19 protein-coding genes are annotated in these 18846 nt (G+C 49.5%); 5 read left to right on the top strand and 14 right to left on the bottom strand.

All coding sequences use genetic code 11. The features are described from left to right. Positions 1-24 precede the first annotated feature (24 nt). Positions 25-306 (bottom strand): hypothetical protein, encoded by a 282-nt coding sequence (locus QMA09_RS02200; protein ID WP_135504265.1) that lies wholly within the window; start codon positions 304-306, stop codon positions 25-27. Between the two features lie 170 nt (positions 307-476). Between QMA09_RS02200 and QMA09_RS02195 the strand changes: the two genes are divergently transcribed. Together QMA09_RS02195 and QMA09_RS02190 are read left to right on the top strand one after the other, a co-directional pair. Then, entirely contained in the window at positions 477-1337 is an 861-nt protein-coding gene (locus tag QMA09_RS02195) for a glycerophosphodiester phosphodiesterase family protein (protein WP_290211854.1), read from the top strand. A gap of 635 nt (positions 1338-1972) precedes the next feature. Next, positions 1973-3079: an S-layer homology domain-containing protein gene (locus QMA09_RS02190; RefSeq protein ID WP_290211853.1), complete on the top strand. Its 1107-nt coding sequence runs from the start codon at positions 1973-1975 to the stop codon at positions 3077-3079. A 44-nt stretch (positions 3080-3123) separates the two neighbouring features. Here the strand turns inward: QMA09_RS02190 and QMA09_RS02185 are convergent, their stop codons facing one another. After that, a complete protein-coding gene (locus QMA09_RS02185; RefSeq protein WP_290211852.1) occupies positions 3124-3570 on the bottom strand; it encodes a YaiI/YqxD family protein in 447 nt (148 codons plus the stop codon). Beyond that, entirely contained in the window at positions 3567-4142 is a 576-nt protein-coding gene (locus QMA09_RS02180; RefSeq protein ID WP_290211851.1) for a DUF1836 domain-containing protein, read from the bottom strand. The genes QMA09_RS02185 and QMA09_RS02180 overlap by 4 nt, the downstream gene beginning before the upstream one ends. Before the next feature lie 139 nt (positions 4143-4281). Here QMA09_RS02180 and trhA point away from each other — a divergent pair, with 139 nt between their 5' ends. Together trhA and QMA09_RS02170 are read left to right on the top strand one after the other, a co-directional pair. Further along, a complete protein-coding gene (trhA, locus tag QMA09_RS02175) occupies positions 4282-4929 on the top strand; it encodes a PAQR family membrane homeostasis protein TrhA (protein WP_290211850.1) in 648 nt (215 codons plus the stop codon). 122 nt (positions 4930-5051) lie between these two features. Next, entirely contained in the window at positions 5052-5831 is a 780-nt protein-coding gene (locus QMA09_RS02170; RefSeq protein ID WP_290211849.1) for a 2-keto-4-pentenoate hydratase, read from the top strand. Positions 5832-5909: 78 nt separating this feature from the next. Here the strand turns inward: QMA09_RS02170 and QMA09_RS02165 are convergent, their stop codons facing one another. The 4 genes from QMA09_RS02165 to QMA09_RS02150 form a co-directional block, all read right to left on the bottom strand. Further along, positions 5910-7178, bottom strand: a complete 1269-nt coding sequence (locus QMA09_RS02165; protein ID WP_290211848.1) for an acetyl-CoA hydrolase/transferase family protein — start codon at positions 7176-7178, stop codon at positions 5910-5912. 70 nt (positions 7179-7248) lie between these two features. Then, entirely contained in the window at positions 7249-7452 is a 204-nt protein-coding gene (locus QMA09_RS02160) for a hypothetical protein (protein ID WP_290211847.1), read from the bottom strand. Between the two features lie 30 nt (positions 7453-7482). Next, positions 7483-10575, bottom strand: coding sequence for an AAA family ATPase (locus QMA09_RS02155; protein ID WP_290211846.1), 3093 nt, complete (start codon positions 10573-10575; stop codon positions 7483-7485). After that, positions 10572-11738, bottom strand: coding sequence for an exonuclease SbcCD subunit D (locus QMA09_RS02150; protein WP_290211845.1), 1167 nt, complete (start codon positions 11736-11738; stop codon positions 10572-10574). Before QMA09_RS02150 ends, QMA09_RS02155 begins: the two co-directional genes overlap by 4 nt. A gap of 129 nt (positions 11739-11867) precedes the next feature. Here QMA09_RS02150 and QMA09_RS02145 point away from each other — a divergent pair, with 129 nt between their 5' ends. Next, positions 11868-12089 (top strand): transcriptional regulator, encoded by a 222-nt coding sequence (locus tag QMA09_RS02145; protein ID WP_135504286.1) that lies wholly within the window; start codon positions 11868-11870, stop codon positions 12087-12089. A gap of 226 nt (positions 12090-12315) precedes the next feature. Here the strand turns inward: QMA09_RS02145 and QMA09_RS02140 are convergent, their stop codons facing one another. The 7 genes from QMA09_RS02140 to QMA09_RS02110 form a co-directional block, all read right to left on the bottom strand. Beyond that, on the bottom strand, positions 12316-12624 hold the full coding sequence (locus tag QMA09_RS02140; RefSeq protein ID WP_135503256.1) for a DUF4870 domain-containing protein: 309 nt from the start codon (positions 12622-12624) through the stop codon (positions 12316-12318). A 72-nt stretch (positions 12625-12696) separates the two neighbouring features. After that, positions 12697-13680: a zinc-binding dehydrogenase gene (locus tag QMA09_RS02135; RefSeq protein ID WP_290211844.1), complete on the bottom strand. Its 984-nt coding sequence runs from the start codon at positions 13678-13680 to the stop codon at positions 12697-12699. Positions 13681-13685: 5 nt separating this feature from the next. Next, positions 13686-14618 carry an ArsA family ATPase gene (locus QMA09_RS02130; RefSeq protein ID WP_290211843.1) on the bottom strand — a complete coding sequence of 311 codons (933 nt, stop codon included), beginning with the start codon at positions 14616-14618 and terminating at the stop codon, positions 13686-13688. 24 nt (positions 14619-14642) lie between these two features. Then, on the bottom strand, positions 14643-14900 hold the full coding sequence (locus tag QMA09_RS02125) for a cory-CC-star protein (protein ID WP_135503264.1): 258 nt from the start codon (positions 14898-14900) through the stop codon (positions 14643-14645). 75 nt (positions 14901-14975) lie between these two features. Then, positions 14976-16712 (bottom strand): carbon starvation CstA family protein, encoded by a 1737-nt coding sequence (locus tag QMA09_RS02120; RefSeq protein ID WP_135503267.1) that lies wholly within the window; start codon positions 16710-16712, stop codon positions 14976-14978. Positions 16713-16822: 110 nt separating this feature from the next. After that, on the bottom strand, positions 16823-17734 hold the full coding sequence (locus tag QMA09_RS02115; protein ID WP_290211842.1) for a ketopantoate reductase family protein: 912 nt from the start codon (positions 17732-17734) through the stop codon (positions 16823-16825). A gap of 128 nt (positions 17735-17862) precedes the next feature. Then, complete coding sequence (locus QMA09_RS02110) at positions 17863-18837, bottom strand: quinone oxidoreductase family protein (RefSeq protein ID WP_290211841.1); 975 nt, start codon at positions 18835-18837, stop codon at positions 17863-17865. Positions 18838-18846: the final 9 nt, after the last annotated feature.

The following is an 18846-nucleotide window of genomic DNA, read 5'->3' as shown; positions in this document are numbered from 1 at the left end:
TTTCCGCTTTCGCTCTTTGCGTGGTCAATTGTCTTCTTCTAACTCTTTCATTTCACGGTGAGTTTGAGGGAAGGCATTTGCCTGCCATTCTTCACGGTATGCCGAATCCAATTGCGATAGCCCTTTTTCAGCCGGATCTGTATCAGCGATGACACTTTCGCGCTTATCCACTTCCGAACTATTTCTCATATCGATGTCTTTCGGTACATTCAATTTGTTTCGTTCCTGAATTGCTCTAAAAGCGAAAATGCCGGCTCCAGCCGCAAGTGCACTCCCAATAACTGAATTCAATGTTGATTTTCTCATAATAAATCCCTCCAAATAGAATGCTGAATAACGTTTCTTCTTTTTTGTATACCCTGAAAACAACTTTTTAACTGTTTTTGCGGAAGAAAAATTTCGATGGGCAAATCGAGCGGACGTAGCAGCAAGCAAGAGGTATACTGATTTTAAATAGAATATAGGAGGGGAATTGGGTGAGCGAGTCGTTGAGATTTACCGATTACAATCAATTTCTTACTGCACTCTATCATAAAAAGCACCCTTTCTTTGCGGCGGCCCACCGCGGCATGTGGGGAAAAGCGCCAGAGAATTCACTAGTTGCTTTCGCCAACTGCATCAAGCACCATGTCTATTTAATCGAAATGGACCTGCAGCAGACAAAAGATGGGCATTTGGTTATTATGCATGACGACACTGTCGATCGCACTACAGATGGCACCGGCAAGATTGCGGACATGACTTTAACCGAAGCCCGCCATTTGCGTTTGAAAGAAGGAGCCGGCGGCAAGCATGCGGCGCTCACAGAATGCCGGATCCCGACTATCTTTGAAGCGCTGTCGCTCGTGAAAGGCAAAGCGATGATCAACGCTGACAAGTCTTGGGACGACCGCCATGAGCTTTACGAGGCCCTCGAAGTAATGGATGCATTTGATCATGTACTCCTTAAAAGCAGGCAGCCTGTCGATGAAGTCCTTGATTTTTTCCAATCCCGTGAAAAAGCGATCCATTATATGCACATCATTAGCGATGACAACCTCGATCAGCTGGATGAGCTATTCGAACGCTTTTCTCCTGTGGCCATTGAAATTCTTTTTCACAAAGATTCGGATCTGGTTCTCTCTGAACCTGTTCTGTCTAAAATGAGAAGCCGTGCTAATCTCTGGGTCAACTCATTGGACGACGGCGAGAATGCCGGCCATAATGACGCTTTGTCATTGATAGACCCCGAACGCGGGTGGGGATGGCATCTAGACCGCGGCATTAACATGATCCAGACCGATTATCCTGAAAAAGCGCTCGCTTATGCGCAGCATCGATTTGCCGGCAAAAGCTGATTCCAGCTTTTGCGAGCTTGTTGATAAAGGTAAATCCTTTTTCTGACGGAGCCGATATTCCGCAAAACAGCTGCGCTTGCCGCGGGCGAGCGCCAAGCCTCCTCAGTCGCTTAGCTCCCTGCGGGGTCTCGGCTGTCTCGCTTTCCCGCAGGCGTCTCCGCTGTTTTGCTCCATATCTGGAGAACGGGAAAGCAACTGCAGTAAGTGTATCTTTCGTGTTCTTTAGTAAAAGAAATAACTCGCTATTAAGAAATCCTTTGGAATGAAGCGGAAGGCGGCGACTCCAGCGGGCAAAGCCTGAGCTGAAGGCCCCGCAGGAGCGACAGCGACGAGGAGACTGAAGCCAGGCCCGCGGAACGCGTCCGCCTGGAGCGAAATGGCAAAACCACCATCTAAGTTTCTCGACTGTCTGGCAAAAGCTGATTCCAGCTTTTGCCTTTCTTTTTTTCAGCGTTTACCCGGTTAATAACCCCACCGATGGGCCAGCGGTTCTATTTTGGCATCAATCCGCTTATAAGCGTATTTTCCCCTTAAAGATGTGAACAAATGATTAATTAATTATCAGAAAATACAGTTTATTGTTATATTTTTTCATTTTTTATGCTACAATTTTCTTAAATAAGGGAGGGGTTTTTATGAAAAGCATTCTGTCTTTTGCAGCGGCTATCGTCCTTGCAGTCAGTGTTTTTTCGGTTCCTGCCAAAGCGGTTGTAACATTCGACGACTTTTTCGCCACCGATCCATTTGCATTCGAAGTCATCTATCTGCACGAATTGGGAATCATCACCGGCTACCCCGATGGCACGTTCCGTCCCAATAATCCTGTCACACGCGCCGAAGCCATCACAATGGTCGGCCGTGCTTTGAAGCTTGACGGCACCAAAAGAGCCACTCCGTTCTCAGATGTCAGCCCATCGAGTTTCGCTTCGGGTTATATCGCTTCCGCAGCTGCTGAAGGAATCGTCATAGGCTTCCCAGGCATGACGTTCAAACCGGAAGATCCCGTGACGCGGGGCCAAACTGCCGTGATCTTAGACCGGGCGTTCTACTTTGCAGATGCTCCGGATAATACTTTTTCAGACGTCGATGGCGATGAGTATTATTTTGATGCAATTTCCCGCTTGGCATATGCGGGTGTAGCGAAAGGCTATCCGGATAATACTTTCAAACCTGATTTAAACGTCAGCCGCGTTCACTTTGCTGCATTTTTAGCGCGTACCGTCGAACCTTCTTTCATTCCCGAAAAACGTGAATTGCTGAATGATGCCAATGACATATTGGCGGATTTAAAGGCGAAGAACTTTGAAAGCGTGGCTGATTATGTCAGCGCAGATGAAGGCATCGTTTTTTGCCCTTATAGCGGCGGCTGCATGGGAGACGACAGCGGCGTATCCTTCACGAAAGCCGAAACCGCAAATTTCATGGAAGACAGCGAAGAGTATTTATGGGGCTACCAGGATGGAAGCGGCTTCCCGATTGAATTGACCCCGGCCCAATATTACGATGAGTACTTGATGGATGCCGTTTACAATGAAAAAGAACGCTACGGCATCACCGAACAGCCAATGACGATGGAACAGATCCATGAACGTTTCCCTGATGCAACCATCGTCGAGTTCTATTATCCAGGCACCCAGCAATATGATTTCATGGATTGGCAGAACCTCAATATGGTCTTTGCCAAAGACAGCAGCGGTGAATGGCATTTGATCGCTATCGTCAATAACCGTTGGACCATTTAGCCAATCTAAAAAGGACACGGCGCGGTATGCGCCGTGTCCTTTTTTCATTTAATAGCCGCTTGTTCGAGCAGTTGGATCAATGCATGTTCAAAATGATCATTATGTTCCTGCCTGCGCTTTTTAGGCCCCTTCATGCGCCCGCCGCTCTGCCGGATTTTTTTGGCTATGTGGCGCCCATGAAGAAGTTGGTCGATATTCTCATCGGAATAAATGCGGCCGTTCTGGTCGATTGGTATCCCTCTTTTAGCAAGAACCATCGCCGCTAAACCATAATCCTGTGTCACGACGATATCGCCTTTGTCGACTTTATTGACCAAAACGAAATCCACGGCATCGGCGCCTTTTGAAACAGTGACCGTTTCTGCGCCTTCCCGCTGCATGATATGCGCAGTGTCGCAAATCAACAAAACCGGAAGCCCGAACCGCTTTGCTGCCGCTATTGTCAAATCCACGACCGGGCACCCGTCAGCGTCTATCAGCACTTTTGTCATTTGCCTTTCCTCCGCTCCGCCAATTCATCGACCATTTTTTCAGCTGCCCGGCGGTAAAGATTGCTGGTATGGACAAGCGATGCAATAAGCAATACTTCTTTCAGCTCATCCGCATCCTCCAGCCCTTCGGCTTGGCGTTCCGCTTCTTCCGATTGTTTGTGGAAAATGCCTTTGAAAATCTCCACATTGCTTTGCTGAAGCTCCAGGAAGCTCGCATAAAAGCTTTCCAAATCCCATTCATGCTGCATGGCTTTTTCATTGACGCCATCCAACACTTTCTTAACATCGCTGATGGATAATACGCTTTTCATCTGGTAAATCAAGCTGATTAACATAATATGGTTACGTGAATATTTTTTATTTTGGATCGGATAAAATAATTTCCCTTTGGCGTAGTTATTGATCATCGTTTTGGTTAAGATTTTTTCTTCGCTATTCCGTTTGGCATCTGCGAAAATTTCTTCAAAAAGCTCGATCACTTGATCAATGTATAATTCGATTTTCGGTATATCGCCGGCCGACACCTGCTTTTCCAAAGCCAGGCTGTTCAGCCATTCTCCATTTTCCTTCATCCGCATTCACCTTCGCCGCTTTATTTGATACCGTCATTTTACCCTATGATTTCAAATTCTCCAAACTTGACCTCATGAATAAACCAATGTATCATTATAAGTAGTTTCAATAACTACTTAAAAAGAGGTGTATATTTACATGCATACTTATATCCGTGAACCATTCAACGCCTTATCCCATTTAGCAGGAGCCGTACTATCTTTTATCGCTTTATTGATGATGGTCGTAAAAGCTTCTTATAACCAAGCTCCTCCCATCCACTTGGCCGCAGTGATGATTTTCGGCATCAGCCTGATCTGCCTTTACTCGGCATCCGCCATTTACCATAGCATCAAGGCAAGTCCGCGATTCATCGCGTTTTTGAGAAAGCTGGATCATTCAATGATTTATGCCTTGATTGCAGGGTCATATGCGCCATTTTGCCTCATCGCTTTGGAAGGCACGCTTGGCACTGTATTATTTGCATTGGTCGCGATTATCGGCTTGAGCGGCATTTTCTTTAAAATGGTGTGGTTCCATTCCCCGCGCTGGCTTTCAACCGTCCTCTACATCGCCATGGGTTGGATCATCGTGTTCGCAGTCGTGCCATTGGCTGGCCAATTGTCGCTTATCGGCTTGCTGCTGCTGGTAGCCGGCGGCGTCCTTTATACAATCGGCGGCGTCATCTATGCGCTGAAGCCGGAAATGTTTTCACATATGCGCCTCGGCTTTCATGAAATCTTCCACTTATTCATTTTAGCGGGCAGCTTGTGCCATTTCCTTGCCGTTTATTTTTATGTACTTTAATCATTCCCGCCCCTGTTCCGAGTTCTGGAACATGGGCTTTTTTTGTCGATTTCCAGAAGGCGGTTACACGATAATAGATTAAGTGTTATGATAATTCAAACGTTTCGGAAGGGGCAATCACGATGACAGACTTATCAGCAGCAGATGAAAAAACTGCAGAGAAATTATTTCAAGCTTACGTACATAAGCAGCAAATCGATAAAGAGCAAATTCCTGCGTCGTTGGACAAACAGCAGGCATACGGCATCCAGCGTGCGCTGACGGCGAAGAAAATCCATACCGCCGGAGAAGAGCTGAAAGGCTATAAAGTGAGTTTGACCAGCCCTGAAACACAAAAGCTGTTCAATTCGACCACACCGCTTTATGGTGCGTTGATGTCTTCTGCATTGTCAGACGGCATTATCGAATTGGCAGGGATGTCTTCACCCTTAATTGAAATTGAATTGATTTTCATCGCCCAGGAAGATCTCTCCCCCGCCGACAGCATCGCTGACATTCTTCAAAAGACCATTGTCTCTCCTGGAATCGAAGTGCCGGATTCACGTTTCGATAACTGGTTTCCCAAAATCACGCTTGGCCAAGTGATTGCGGACAGTGCTGTCGCCGGAAAAATCGTATCCGGCGCACCGGTCTCTTCTGTCAGTTATGAGAGGTTGGAAGATATCCAAGGCGTGCTCCGTTTCAATGGCGAGGAAATTGCGTCCAATAGCTCAACTGCTGTACTGGGGCATCCCGCGTTGGCATTGAAATGGCTTGTTGATGAGCTGGCTCAGCATGGCCATACATTAAAAAAAGGGATGTACGTGTCGTCCGGAACTTTCGTCTCCCCAAGAAAATTGGAAAGAGGCTATTATACCGCAAGCTATGAAGGCATCGGCGAAGTCGCTTTGGAGGTTATTTGATAAGCAAGTGCGTGGCGGCCGTTTGAAGATCAACTTTAAAACCCCCTTTTCCTCAGCGAGGAAAAGGGGGTTGTTTCTTTAAATAAGGATGCCCTGCTTTTTGGCGTCAAATGTAAGTTCATCGCGAAAATCCGGATGCGCAATGCTGATCAGGCGTTTCGCCCGTTCGGAAATCGATACACCGTGCAGGCGCGCGATGCCGTGTTCGGTCACGATATTATCGACATCGTTTTTTCCGGTCGTGACGACTGAGCCTGGCGCCAGCTGAAGCTTGATGCGGGAAATGGTATTGTTCTTGGCCGTCGACTGCATGCAGATATAGCCTTTGCCGTTTTCCGCAAAACGCACGCCGCGGGCAAAATCGATTTGGCCGCCGCTGGACGAATAATACTTGCCGCCAACCGTCTCCGAGGCACATTGCCCGAAAAGGTCCACTTCAGTTGTCGCATTGATGGAAACGATGTTCTTCTCTTTTGCGATTTCCCGCGGATCGTTGACAACACTGACCGGCAAAAACTCCACAACCGGGTTGTCATCGATGAAATCGTATAATTTTTTCGAGCCGTATGCGAAAGTAGCAACAATTTTGCCGGTATGGGTGAATTTCCGCGTGCCGTCGACCGCTCCTGATTTAACGAGATCGACGATGCCGTCGGGCAGCATTTCCGTATGGATGCCCAGATGGCGATGGTCTTTCAGCATGCTGATGACCGCATTCGGCACCGAACCGATGCCGATCTGCAGCGTATCGCCATTCTGGATGTCTTCAATGACTGATGCCGCAATCAGCAAATCTTTGTCGCCGACCGCAGGCGTATTTTCTTCCGCCAGCGGTTCGTTGTGTTCAATAAAACCGGCAATTTGGCTGATGTGGATTTGGTTGCGCCCGTAAGTTCTCGGCATGTGTTCATTGACTTCCAAAACAAACGGCACTTTGCCGACGAATTCAGCAACGTAGTCTGCCTGCGTACCGAACGTGAAGTAGCCGTGTTCATCCATGGGCGATGCCACTGTCATGATTATCGACATTTTCGTCACTTTTTGCAGCATGCGCGGAACTTCGTGGAAATTATTCGGCACCAGCTCCATTTTCGCCTGCTGGTACACTTTCCGGGTAGCGCCGCTCAGGAAATACGACACATGCTTCAAGTTTTCAAACTCGCCGTTGATGTAGCGGCGGCTGCGCAAAGCCAGCATCTGATGGATTTTCACGCCTTGCAATTCGGCTGCGTGGTCCTCCAAAATGTCGAGCAGGCGGACCGGTTCGCCGTTGGCAATCGGCACGATGATATCTGCGCCCGGTTCGATCAAACGGATCAGTTCTTCATGGGTTAATTTTTTTGTCATGGCTTTTCACTCCTGCTTTTACAGATATCTTTTCACTTTACCACAGCTTCCCAGCGTTGCCCATGAAACTTTAGCAGCCTTTTCTCGCGATGCTGTAGACGAATCCGCCAATGCCGAATGCTGCCAGGATGCCCCATACAATAAGAAGCATCGCTTCCCAAGTGCTTTGCCCGCCGTTTTGATAAGCATAAAATTGCAGAGCAAAAAAAGCGGCGCTGACCAGCGCAATCACGCCGAAATAAATCAACCGCGCTTTCAAACTCCATTTTTTCATATCGCTCGCCCCTTCCATTCATGGATGCTGTTATTTGATGACAAAGTTCGTCCGGCTAAAGCCTTCTTTCGATTTATGCACTTCCAAAATCGCCGGGATTGCAGCTTTCAGTTCCTGAACGTGTGAAATAACGCCGATGATACGGCCCGATTTTTGGAGGTCGATCAATGTATCGATGGCTTTATTCAAAGATTCTTCATCGAGCGACCCGAATCCTTCATCGATGAACATCGTGTCAATCGAGACATTGCCCTGGAAACTCTGAATGACATCTGCCATGCCAAGCGCCAAGCATAACGATGCGTTAAACTTTTCGCCGCCTGACAAGGTTTTGACGTCCCGAGTCTGGCCCGTATACGCATCGTAAACATCCAGGCCGAGGCCGCTTTGTTTGCCGCGCGCTTCCTGCCGGTCGCTGCGCATCAGGTAAAACTGGCCGTTCGACAGGTTTTTCAAACGCTCGTTTGCAGATTGGATGATTTGCTCCAAATACTCAATCTGCAAATAGCGTTCAAATGAAATTTTCAGGCTGTTCTGGCCGCGGATCATATCATGCAGGTCGGTGATGCGGTTCAATTGCTGCTCCAGCTCTGCCGCCTGGCCAGAAGCCTGAATAATTTTCGCCGTTAATCCGCTCGCTGCCGCTTTCAAGTCTTTGGTTTGGTTCCATTCGCCAAGCGCCGCTTCGTATTCTGCTTGTAATTGGCCAATTTCAAGTTCCAAAAGGCTGAGATCCGATTTAGCCTTGCCTGAAAGTTCTTCCCGCAGCTCTTCGGCCTGCTGTTTAGCAGTATGGAGCGCTTGCCTGAATTGCTGGGTCGAACGCTGCAATTCCCCGCGGGCCGCTTCCGGCATTCTCGCCCGTTGATAAGCTTCTTCAGACTCAAACTCGGATTTTTGCAGGGCGTCGCGGTATTGCTCCAATGCCTTATCTTTTTTGGCAACAGCCTCTGCTGCCGCTTCGCTTCTATGGACAACCGCAACAGCAGCAGCGGCAATCCGTTCTTTCGCACGCTGCAAGCCTTTTTGCGCATCTTCCCAACTGCGCTCAAGCTGTTCTTTCCGATCTTTCATGCGTCTGATCTTCTCGTTCAATACCGCCATCGTCCGGACTTCCTCCGGAATCGATAAGAGGCGCTGTTCAAAGACCGCCTGAGCTGTTTCAAAAGCGGAAGCCTGCAGCTGCGCCTTCTGTGCCAGCTCTGTTTTAGCCGTTTCCAAGCCATCCGCTTTTTGGGTCTTCACTGCCAGCCGCTCTTTCATCGTCCGCAGCTGCTGTTTATCCAAAAGCAGCCTTTTGACTTCGCTGTCCAATTCACGCCGCTTTTGTTCCAGTTCGGTGTGCAGCTCTTGCGCTCGTTCAGCTGCCAATCCCAGCTCCGTTACTGCCATGCGTTTTTGAACCATTTGCTCTTCTGTGGCATTCATTTTCGCCAAGACATCCCGGTATTGCCCGTCCACCACATCCAGCTTCGCCTTCGCTCCGTCCAAACGGGCTTTCGGCACTTCTTCATGATGTCCGCCGTTTTCTTTGGCAGGATGTTCCGTGCTGCCGCATACCGGACAAGCTTCTCCGTCATGCAGAGCAGCCGCCAGCACTTGTGCCTGATTGCCGAACCAGCTCGCTTCAAGCGCTTTATATTCTTCCAAAGCCGCATTGTAAGCAGCTTGTTTCCCATTGTTTTCCGTGATGTGGCGCAGCTGCGTTTTTTCGAGCGCCGTCAACTCCATCAATACACGGCATTGCTCATTCAGTGCAGAAAGCGCAGTTTGCTTATCATCGAAAGTTTCAAGCTTCGCTTCAAGCAAGGCGATTTCCGTTGCCAATTCTTTGCACGCTTCCCTTTCGGCGAGCCATGCTGCTTCGGCTGATTTCTCATCCACCGCTGACTTTTTGGCAGCGGCTTCCATTTCCACCAGTTCCTTTTGCTTGGATGCCAGCTCTTGAACCGCCGGCAATAAACTCTCCAGCTGCATGAGCTGGCGCCGCACTTCATTGCGCGTGCCTTCCTGCTCCAGCTCCTGCGCAAATGCCGTTTCTGCTGATGCCAAAGCATTCGCTGCCTGCTGTTCCGCTTTTTGCGCATCGGTGAATAACCTATTTTTTTCGCTTTCGCTTTGCTGCAGCTCTTTGAACTGATTTTCCAGCCCTTCGATCAGGCTGGCGCGCTCCGCTTTTTGCACAGCGCGCTCTTGTTCTTCAATAGAAGAGAGCTGTCCATTCAGCTGCCCGAGGCGCCGTTCTTTCTCTTCCAGCTCGCCAATCCGGTCATTCCACTTTTTCGCTTCGTAATAAGTGTCCTGTTTTTCGCCATGCTGTTTAAACACCGCTCCGTAGCGCTGCTCATCCAGAAGTTCTTTTTCGCTGTAATAAACCGTTTCGCTGTCCAGCGCATCCAATACTTGATGGATGTTGATGTGATCGCGCTGAATCAGCTCGAACAAGTCGCTTTCCCGAGCCGGCAGCACAGAAGCGATGCCGCTGATATGGTTTTTGAGCATTCGTTCTTCAACGCCATAAGCTTCTGCCGCTGCGTCTTTTTTCCTTTTCAATCGTTCGCTGATCATCTTATACGGCTCGGTCTTGAAAATTTTGCGCAGGATTTCTTCTTTATTGTCCGTTTCCGAAGTCAAAAGCTTCCTGAATTCCCCTTGCGGCAGCATGACAATTTGGCTGAACTGATTTTGCGTCAGACCCAGGAGCTCTTCCACTTTACGGTCGATTTCAGAGACGATTTGCCGCTCGACACATGGGACTTCCCCGCTCTCCGTGATTTCAAAGAATTCATAGCGGTCGCCAGTTGCGCTTTTATTACCCGCTTTGACATGGCTCATCTGGCGCAGGATGCGATACGTTTTCCGGTGTATCTCAAACTCCATTTCCACGCTCGTGTGGGTGTTGCCGTCAGCGAAATCACTGCGTAAATTGCGCGGTTCAGCGCGGTCGGAACCGCTCGCGGAACCGTAAAGCGCGAAACTGATGGCATCGAAAATCGTCGTCTTGCCGGAGCCGGTACTGCCGGAAATGACGAATAGCTGATTGCCTTTCAAATCGGCAAAATCAATCGTTTCGCTCCCTTTATAAGGGCCGAATGCAGTCATTTTCAATTTTAAGGGCTTCATTTTTTCACCTCCGCTTTGACGCCGTCTTCTTCGTGAAGAAATTCTTCCAGCACTTCTTTGAAAATCGCTTCCGTCGCTTCGGCTGCCGGTTCGCCTTTCACTTCTTCGTAAAAAGCATGGAATAATTTCAGCGGATCCATCTCGCGGCGCGAACCGCTGTCGCTTTGGAACCCTGCGCCCCCGGCCAGCTTCCGTTCGACATGCATTGCATTCGGGTAGACTGAACGGATTTTTTCCATCGGGTAAAGGATCGGCGTTTCATCCAGCAGCTTGACGAAGACATAATCTTCGTTGACCTCATGGCGCAACAAATCTTCCATAAAGGCTTCGACCGTGCGCATGTCACGCTTCGGCAGCAGCAAGTGTTTTTCAGTGGTGACATTCCCGTCGCCGTCGATGTCGACCACGAGGAAGCCTTTTTGGTGGCGTTCTTCCGAGATCGAGTATTTCAGCGGAGATCCCGCGTAGCGGATTGTTTCATTCAGCACATGATGCGCCTGATGCAGATGGCCGAGCGCGGTGTAGTGGAATGCCGCGAAATGGCGGGCTTCGATATGCTCGGCTCCGCCGATCGACAGCGGCCGTTCTGAATCGCTGGTATTTTCCTGCTGTTCGCCGTGCGGCGTCACGAAAGCGTGGCCGACCGCAATGTGGCGGGCAGTGGGATCGAGCGATTGCGCGATGTTCTGTGTCAACGCTTCCGCCGCATCGTTGTGTGAGCGGATGTCCGGATTTCCCAATGCATAGCGCACTTGGGACGGATCAGCATATGGCAATAAATGAATATGGACTTCACCGAACTCGTCTTTGATCACGGCCGGTGTATGGTCTTTCGCTACATGGCCCGCGATATGGATGCCGTTTTTGCGAAAGACGCGGCTGCCGAAATTCAGGCGCCCCGGGCTGTCGTGGTTTCCGGCGACTGCAAAGACCGGCGTGTCCAATTCGAGGACAATTTTCGCAAGCGTTTCGTCGAGCAGGTTGACCGCTTCAGTCGGCGGCACCGCCCGGTCGTATAAATCACCTGCGATGATGACGCAATCCGGCCGCTGTTCTTCAACCGCGGCGATAAATTGCTCCAAGATAAAACGCTGGTCTTCTGTCATGTAAACCCCTTGGACCAGCTTGCCAAGATGCCAGTCGGCAGTGTGGAAAAATTTCATGTTCAAGCTCCTCTCTTTGTGCCGAAAAGAATATATGTTCGTTCCATTATACACGAAATCAATTTGCTTGTTTGCACCGCATTTATGTTCTATAATAAGAACAAACGTTCTATTAAGGGGTGAAATCCAATGCGTGCGCAGATTTTAAAGGCATTCAAACATCAGCAGCTTGCAGACATCATGTACATGGCCAACGACGGAACCATCAGCAAACGACGGATCAAAGTGTTGAAAGTCAGCGGTGAATCGTTTCAAGCTTATTGCTTCCTGCGGAATGAAAAACGGACGTTCAAAATAGACAACGTCTTGTCGCTGATTCCGGTAACGCGCAAGGAACGCTTAATCATCTGATGGATGCCAGCGCGCCATTGCGCCTGTTTCCACCGAGCAACCCCCAGCCATCTCGTGATGGCCGGGGGTTTTTCTACGGTTTCGGAGAATACGCTCCATTAATGATGAAATACGCTCTGCAACGGGCGAAATACGCTCTACAAACCTTGAAATACGCCCCATAACCAGCAAAATACGCTTCTCACCCGATTTTATTCCAATAAAAAAAGCCCTTGAGGGGCTTTTTTCATTGATACCATGCTCCGACAATCGGATAATCGAATTTTTCGTTGTTCAATGCTTTGATGATGCCCATAACCGGCACGATGATCGTCATCAAACCGAAAATGATGATCATCGGAATGCCGATGATGACAAATATCAGCAAACTCGAAATGAAGATCAACACGCCCATCGCAAGCTGGAACAGCAATGCCTGAATCGACAATTTCTTCACTTCTTGGTCGCTCGTAATCAGGAACACGATAAACGGCACTAAAAATGGCGCAAAGAACGCGCTGGCGTGGACGAGCACTTTCAACCCTGTGTTTTCCATCCTCTTGACCTCCAGTCAATTTTCTTGCTTCTTACCTATTATACGGAGGGGCGGCTGAAAAGTTTCAAGAATTTATTCGCTGATGCGCAAAACGACTTTGCCGAATTGCTTGCCGGCAGCCAGGTAATCAAAAGCTTCCTGGGCTTCATCCAAAGCAAAAGTTTTATCGACTATTGGATGCGTAGTGTATTGTTCCATATGGGCAATCAAGTCGCGCAGTTCTTCGCGGCAACCCATCGTTGAGCCGAATAATTGGTATTGGCCGTAGAAAAAGCTGCGCAAATTGAAATCGACGTTGTCTGCAGTGGTCGCACCGAAAATGACGATGCGCCCGCCTTTTTTCAGCGCTTCCAACGACCGGTTGAATGTGGCGCCGCCGACGCTGTCAATGACCAGGTCAACGGTTTCGTCTGCTAATTCTTCAACCCAGTTGCTGTCTGTTGCGATGGCGCGGTCTGCTCCGATGCGCAGCGCATGTTGGCGCTTTTCTTCGCTGCGCGATGTCACGATGACGCGGGCTCCGGTATTTTTCGCGTACTGAATGAGGAATGTCGCCACTCCGCTGCCCGCTCCCGGGATGAACAAAGTCTGCCCTTTTTCCAATTGCCCTTTTGTGAAAAGTGCACGGTATCCTGTCAGCGCCGGCAGCACGAGGCCACCCGCTTCTTCCCAGCTCATATGGGCCGGCTTGCGCTCGATCTGCTCGGTGGAAATCGCGATTTTTTCCGCGAACGTCCCGTGGTCCGGCATGCCGAGAATATCAAATTCCGCCGGCGGTGCGTCGCTATTGGCAAACCAGCGCAATGCCGGGTTGATGATGACTTCGTCCCCTTCGGAAAAACCCGTCACCCCGTCACCCACCGACTCAATAATGCCGGCTCCGTCAGAACCGACCACCAAAGCCTCAGGATTGTCGCCATAACGTTTCAGCAACCCAAGGTCGCGGCGGTTGATGCCCGCTGTTTTCAAACGGACGACAACTTCGCCGCTTTTCGCCTCCGGCTCTTGCATGTCTTTCAATTTAAATTGCCCTGCTTCCATAACAAATGCTTTCAATTGCGTCACCCTTCCGTAAATTGTGCACTGAACAGTTCCAATTGCTCCATGCTGATGATATCCTGCGAGAACAATGGAATAAAAATCAATTCCTGCTTCGGAAATGTTTCTTTGATCAGCTCCAGATATTTTTGTTCGTGCTTTTTCCGCTCCATCAAAAATTCGCCATCCGCTTCTTCAGGAAGCACTTTGTTTATGATCAGCGTCTTTACGTGCAGATGGTATTTATGCAATAGCTCCAAGGCTTTTTTCGTTTCCAGAATCGGCAGGCGCTCCGGGTTCAGCACAAAGATGAAGCCGGTCTCCTTTTCGTTCAACAGAATGTCACGCGCTTTTGAAAAGCGTTCCTGGCGTTCGCGCAGTACTTCATAAATCGGATCTTCCCGCGGCTGGCCGTCATTCAAGAGTGCCGTGTAATTTTCATTGGTTTTGCGCCTTTTTTCGAGCAGCCCTTCAATCCACACACCCATCAATTCAGGCAGCGTCAGCAAACGGATGGTATGCCCGGTCGGCGCCGTATCAAAGACCAGCTTATCAAAATTTTTGCGCTCTTCCAAAATGATATGGATCAGTTTATCGAACAACGCCGCTTCATCCGCACCCGGCGATGCTTTCGCCGTATCGAGCTGGCGGTTCACTTCCTCCATCATGCTCGTATGGACCGTCCCTTTGATGTTCGCCTTTACCCCTTTGATGTAATTATCCGTTTCGATTTCCGGATCGATTTCAAGAGCAAAGAGATTGTCGGCGATTTCGATGGTCTTGCCGCCGATTTCACGGTTAAAGATGTCGCCGACATTATGCGCCGGATCGGTGGAAACCAATAAGGTTTTATGGCCTTCCTTAGCCGATTTCCAAGCGATTGCGGCTGCCGAAGTTGATTTCCCGACCCCACCTTTGCCGCCGACAAAGATGATGCTTTTTGTTAAGACATCCATTATTTCCCCTCACTTCCTCCATGTTCAACAGCAGCGGATGCCGCTTAAAGGAGATTTTTCCATCCCCATCCGCAAATGCCAATCGTGAAATTCCTCAATCATATACGGGTACAATTCAAGCGTATAATAATAGACGGGGTTCGGGATCCCGAGCATTTCCGAATACAGCATCAACAGGAACATGTCATCCTCAGCACGCAATTCGCGCGCGATTTCGGTGCGGTGCGGCAATTCCAAGACTTCTTCGTAATAAGCGATCAGTTTTTTCAGCTTATCAAGCATGTCTGCACACCCCCTTCATATGTATAAAGAGAAGGGATCACAGCGTACATGATCCCTTCCGGCAGCCAAACCCGTCTATTCAATCTCTTCAAATCCAGGATCTTTTTTGCTGAGCAGCGCTTGTGCCGCTGTCAAGATGATCCACAGCGTAAAGACGAAAATGATAGCACCGAAAACGAAGAGCAATGTATTAGGCGAATCTGCGTACCAAGCCCATTGCAGAAATACCTGCTGGAACATCGCCCATAGCGTCATGAACATGAGGAAAATCATCGGTATGATGGTGATCATGTAATTTCGGCCGAGTTTTCTCAGCCAAATCGAGATCAACAATAAGCTGATGCCGGCCAATAGCTGATTCGATGTACCAAATAACGGCCACAGCAAGTATCCGCCTGAGCCGAAGCCGTTAGGCCCTTCCGGAATCAACACAAGTGCCGCACTTGCCACGACTGCGATTGTTGTCGCGACGTGTTTTTTCTCCAATGAAGGAATGTTGTACTCGACTCCCAGCTCCGAGATGATGTAGCGCATCAAGCGGACAGAAGTATCGAGCGTCGTTGCAGCGAACGATACGACAATGATGGATACGATGGTCGCAGCGACTTCTCCAGGGATCAACAGCCCTTCAGCCAATTTCGAGGCCCCTTGGATAAATGCGCCAAGGCCCGCTCCGCTCGACGCCTGGAAGCTGCTGTAGGTTGCAAAAAATGCTTCACGGTCCGGGAAGAACGTGATAACCGCAATGATCGAAATTAAGGCCAGAACCCCTTCGCCTACAGCTCCTAAATAGCCGACAAAACGGGCATCGGTTTCTTTATCGAGCTGTTTTGATGAAGTCCCGGATGACACAAGCCCGTGGAAGCCGGAAATCGCGCCGCAGGCAATGGTGATGAATAACAGCGGGAACCAGGAAACATCTGCGTCAGGGTTTGAAATTGGCGCTGTGATGTCCGGATTCGTAAACAATAGCCCAAGGTACAAGATGCCCAATCCGACGATCAATTGATGTGAGTTGATAAAGTCGCGCGGCTGAAGCAATTGCCAAACCGGCAATGTAGACGCGATATAAACGTAGATCATCAAGACGATGATCCAAATGAAGAACGCCGTCGAAATGGCACCAAGGCCGAATAATCCTGCACCTTCTTCTCCACCCATATAGCGGACTAAATCGATTTGCAGGAAATCCACTTGGCTTGAGATGACGGCTGTAAAATACATGACCGCCAGCGCTACAAGTGAAGGCACCAGCATTTTCTTGTTTTTCTTATAAACTGCATGGCCAATCCACACTGCCAACGGAATTTGGATGAAGACCGGCAGCACACTGGCCGGGAATGAGATGAATAAGTTCGCGATTACCCAAGCGAATACAGCGTTGACCATAAGCACCAGGATGAGGATGATAAAGAGAAACAATACTTTCCCGCGCTGGCCGATCAATCGGTGCGCCAAGGTCCCGACCGACTGCCCTTTATTGCGGACAGACAGCACCAAAGTTCCAAAATCATGGACCCCCGCTGCAAAAACCGTTCCCAGCACAACCCATAGAACCGCAGGCAGCCAGCCCCAATAAACCGCGATCGCCGGACCAAGGATCGGCGCAGCTCCCGCTACAGACGTAAAATGGTGGCCCCACAAAACAAATTTGTTTGTCGGGACGAAATCCACACCATCTTTGTATTTGTGAGCAGGTGTGACGTAATTCGGATCCAATCTAAAAATCTTCTCCGCGACGAATTTCGAATAAAACCGGTAACCTAAAATGAATACAAAAATTCCGATTGCCGCTAACGCGATTGCATTCAAGCACCTCAACTCCTCGTCATTTTTTCAAGCCACGTACACGCTTGTTCTTCAAGCATAAATAACTTCCAGAAGAATGTAAACGTTTTCAGAGGAATTGTTCAATTATTCCGTTAATTTATTTCGTAAAGTTTTAATTTCGTATAAATCGCGTCAAGAACCGGGACGGCAATTTTTTCAGCTGCTGCTTTCTCCAAAAGATATCCCTGCAGGTGGTCGGCTTCGATTGCCTGCCCCTTCTCCATGTCGCGCTGCATCGATGATTTCATGCCAGGCTGAAGCGAATTGATCTTGGCCAGCTGATCTTCCGCAATCGTTTCTTTTACAGGGGCGCCGATCGCTTTCATGACTGACACAAGTTCCTGCAAGAGTGCTGCAATGGTGCGCTGGCCGGATTCCAAATCACGAATGGGGCCGATCGGCGACTCCATTGCCGCAGTAATGCCTGACATCGCTGTGATGAACAAATATTTATGCCACATATCCTGTTCAATATTCGCACTCAGGGAAAAATCGGCTTTTGTGCCCTCGAACGCTCTTTGCACTCCGAGGATGCGGCCGGTCTCTTTTCCTGATCGCTCACCAAAGACCAACTGATTCATCGGGCTCGTCTGGACGATTGTGCCGTTTTCGTCGAGCGTGGTTTCGATGAAACAAAGCCCGCCAAGCACCCGCTCTTCTCCGAACGCCGCCACCAAGTCATCGACATATGAAATTCCGTTCAATAACGGAAGAATCATTCCGTCTACGCCTACGAACGGACGAATGTCTTCGATTGCGTCTTCCAGCTGATAGGATTTTACCGTTAAAATGACCAGATCAAACTGTTCTTCTTGCTGCTGAGCGGTAATCAGTTTCGGGACCAGTTTGACGTCACCGTTAACACTTTTGATATTCAAGCCGGTTTGCTCAAGCTGCGCTTTCCTGCGGCTGCGGACTAAGAAAGTGACATCCTGTCCAGTCTCCATCAGCCTCGCACCAAAATAACCGCCGATTCCTCCGGCTCCAACTATTAAAATTTTCATATTAACCCTCCCCCTCCTTTATATTGTCTCATTATTCTTGCAAATACCCCAAGGATTTTTACTGCGGTCCATAAAAAAAGGCAGAGCGCTGCTGCGCCTGCCTTTTCCGTATATGCACATTTCCATACTCAAGGCTTGAGCACGAGTTTGCCGATTGTCTTCCGGCCCTGCAGCATTTGATGGGCCTGCACCGCTTCTTCAAGCGGGTAACTCCCACCTATCGTCAGCGTCAACTGCCCGCTCGCCATATAGCCGAGCAGCTCTTTGAAGCTTTGTTGGAACAGCTCCGGGTTGCGCATGATCTGCGGCAGGAAAAATCCGATGACGGATTGGTTCTTGCGCATCAATTGGCCAGGATTGAACGTGGCTTGCTGGCCGCTCGCCGCTCCAAATATCACAAGTCGGCCGAATGGGGCGAGGCATTTCACCGTTTGGTTGAAGACATCTCCGCCAACCATTTCCAAGGCAACATCAACGCCTTTTCCTTCGGTGATCTCTTTTACTTTCTCCACCCAGCCGTCTTCCGAATAATTCACGACGTGCGTGGCGCCCATCTTTTTCGCGTGCGCCAACTTTTCATCGGTGCTTGCCGTGGCGATGATTTTGCTGGCACCGAAGATTTTTGCCAATTGCACAGCGATTGCGCCAACTCCGCCTGCCGCCGCGTGGATCAACACGGTTTCGCCCGGTGCGAGGCGTCCCATTGTCTTGAGGATATGATAAGCACTCAACCCTTGCAGCGGCAATGCTACCGCTTGGTCGAAATCGACATTATCCGGAACCGGCGTCAACACCCGCTCGTCAACTGCCACGTATTGCGAATAGCCGCCGGATTCGATCAATGCCACCACGCGCTGTCCTTTGCTGAAATTCCGGACATCGTTCCCTGTTTCCACAATAACGCCAGCCACTTCCGAACCCGGCACATACGGAAGCGCAGTCGGCACGACATACTGCCCTTCGCGCCTGGCCGTATCCGCGTAATTGACGCCGCTCGACTTCACTTCAATCAATACTTCGCTGCCTCTTGGCTGCGGTTTTTCCGCGTCGCTCCATTTCAGGACTTCGGGTCCGCCGAATTCTTCAAATTTGATGACTTTCATTTTGTTCCT

It is taken from the genome of Planococcus sp. APC 3906, assembly GCF_030407685.1.
Taxonomy (GTDB): Bacteria; Bacillota; Bacilli; order Bacillales_A; family Planococcaceae; genus Planococcus; species Planococcus koreensis.
Note: the sequence above shows the minus strand (reverse complement) of the source record. Positions and strands in the feature narration are given on the sequence as shown.

What these genes read in the sequence shown, in the direction of transcription:
- QMA09_RS02200 (WP_135504265.1), bottom strand. Translation starts at nt 306, where the DNA reads ATGAGAAAATCAACATTGAATTCAGTTATTGGGAGTGCACTTGCGGCT.
- QMA09_RS02190 (WP_290211853.1), top strand. Translation starts at nt 1,973, where the DNA reads ATGAAAAGCATTCTGTCTTTTGCAGCGGCTATCGTCCTTGCAGTCAGT.
- QMA09_RS02185 (WP_290211852.1), bottom strand. Translation starts at nt 3,570, where the DNA reads ATGACAAAAGTGCTGATAGACGCTGACGGGTGCCCGGTCGTGGATTTG.
- QMA09_RS02180 (WP_290211851.1), bottom strand. Translation starts at nt 4,142, where the DNA reads ATGAAGGAAAATGGAGAATGGCTGAACAGCCTGGCTTTGGAAAAGCAG.
- trhA (WP_290211850.1), top strand. Translation starts at nt 4,282, where the DNA reads ATGCATACTTATATCCGTGAACCATTCAACGCCTTATCCCATTTAGCA.
- QMA09_RS02170 (WP_290211849.1), top strand. Translation starts at nt 5,052, where the DNA reads ATGACAGACTTATCAGCAGCAGATGAAAAAACTGCAGAGAAATTATTT.
- QMA09_RS02165 (WP_290211848.1), bottom strand. Translation starts at nt 7,178, where the DNA reads ATGACAAAAAAATTAACCCATGAAGAACTGATCCGTTTGATCGAACCG.
- QMA09_RS02160 (WP_290211847.1), bottom strand. Translation starts at nt 7,452, where the DNA reads ATGAAAAAATGGAGTTTGAAAGCGCGGTTGATTTATTTCGGCGTGATT.
- QMA09_RS02155 (WP_290211846.1), bottom strand. Translation starts at nt 10,575, where the DNA reads ATGAAGCCCTTAAAATTGAAAATGACTGCATTCGGCCCTTATAAAGGG.
- QMA09_RS02150 (WP_290211845.1), bottom strand. Translation starts at nt 11,738, where the DNA reads ATGAAATTTTTCCACACTGCCGACTGGCATCTTGGCAAGCTGGTCCAA.
- QMA09_RS02145 (WP_135504286.1), top strand. Translation starts at nt 11,868, where the DNA reads ATGCGTGCGCAGATTTTAAAGGCATTCAAACATCAGCAGCTTGCAGAC.
- QMA09_RS02140 (WP_135503256.1), bottom strand. Translation starts at nt 12,624, where the DNA reads ATGGAAAACACAGGGTTGAAAGTGCTCGTCCACGCCAGCGCGTTCTTT.
- QMA09_RS02130 (WP_290211843.1), bottom strand. Translation starts at nt 14,618, where the DNA reads ATGGATGTCTTAACAAAAAGCATCATCTTTGTCGGCGGCAAAGGTGGG.
- QMA09_RS02125 (WP_135503264.1), bottom strand. Translation starts at nt 14,900, where the DNA reads ATGCTTGATAAGCTGAAAAAACTGATCGCTTATTACGAAGAAGTCTTG.
- QMA09_RS02115 (WP_290211842.1), bottom strand. Translation starts at nt 17,734, where the DNA reads ATGAAAATTTTAATAGTTGGAGCCGGAGGAATCGGCGGTTATTTTGGT.
- QMA09_RS02110 (WP_290211841.1), bottom strand. Translation starts at nt 18,837, where the DNA reads ATGAAAGTCATCAAATTTGAAGAATTCGGCGGACCCGAAGTCCTGAAA.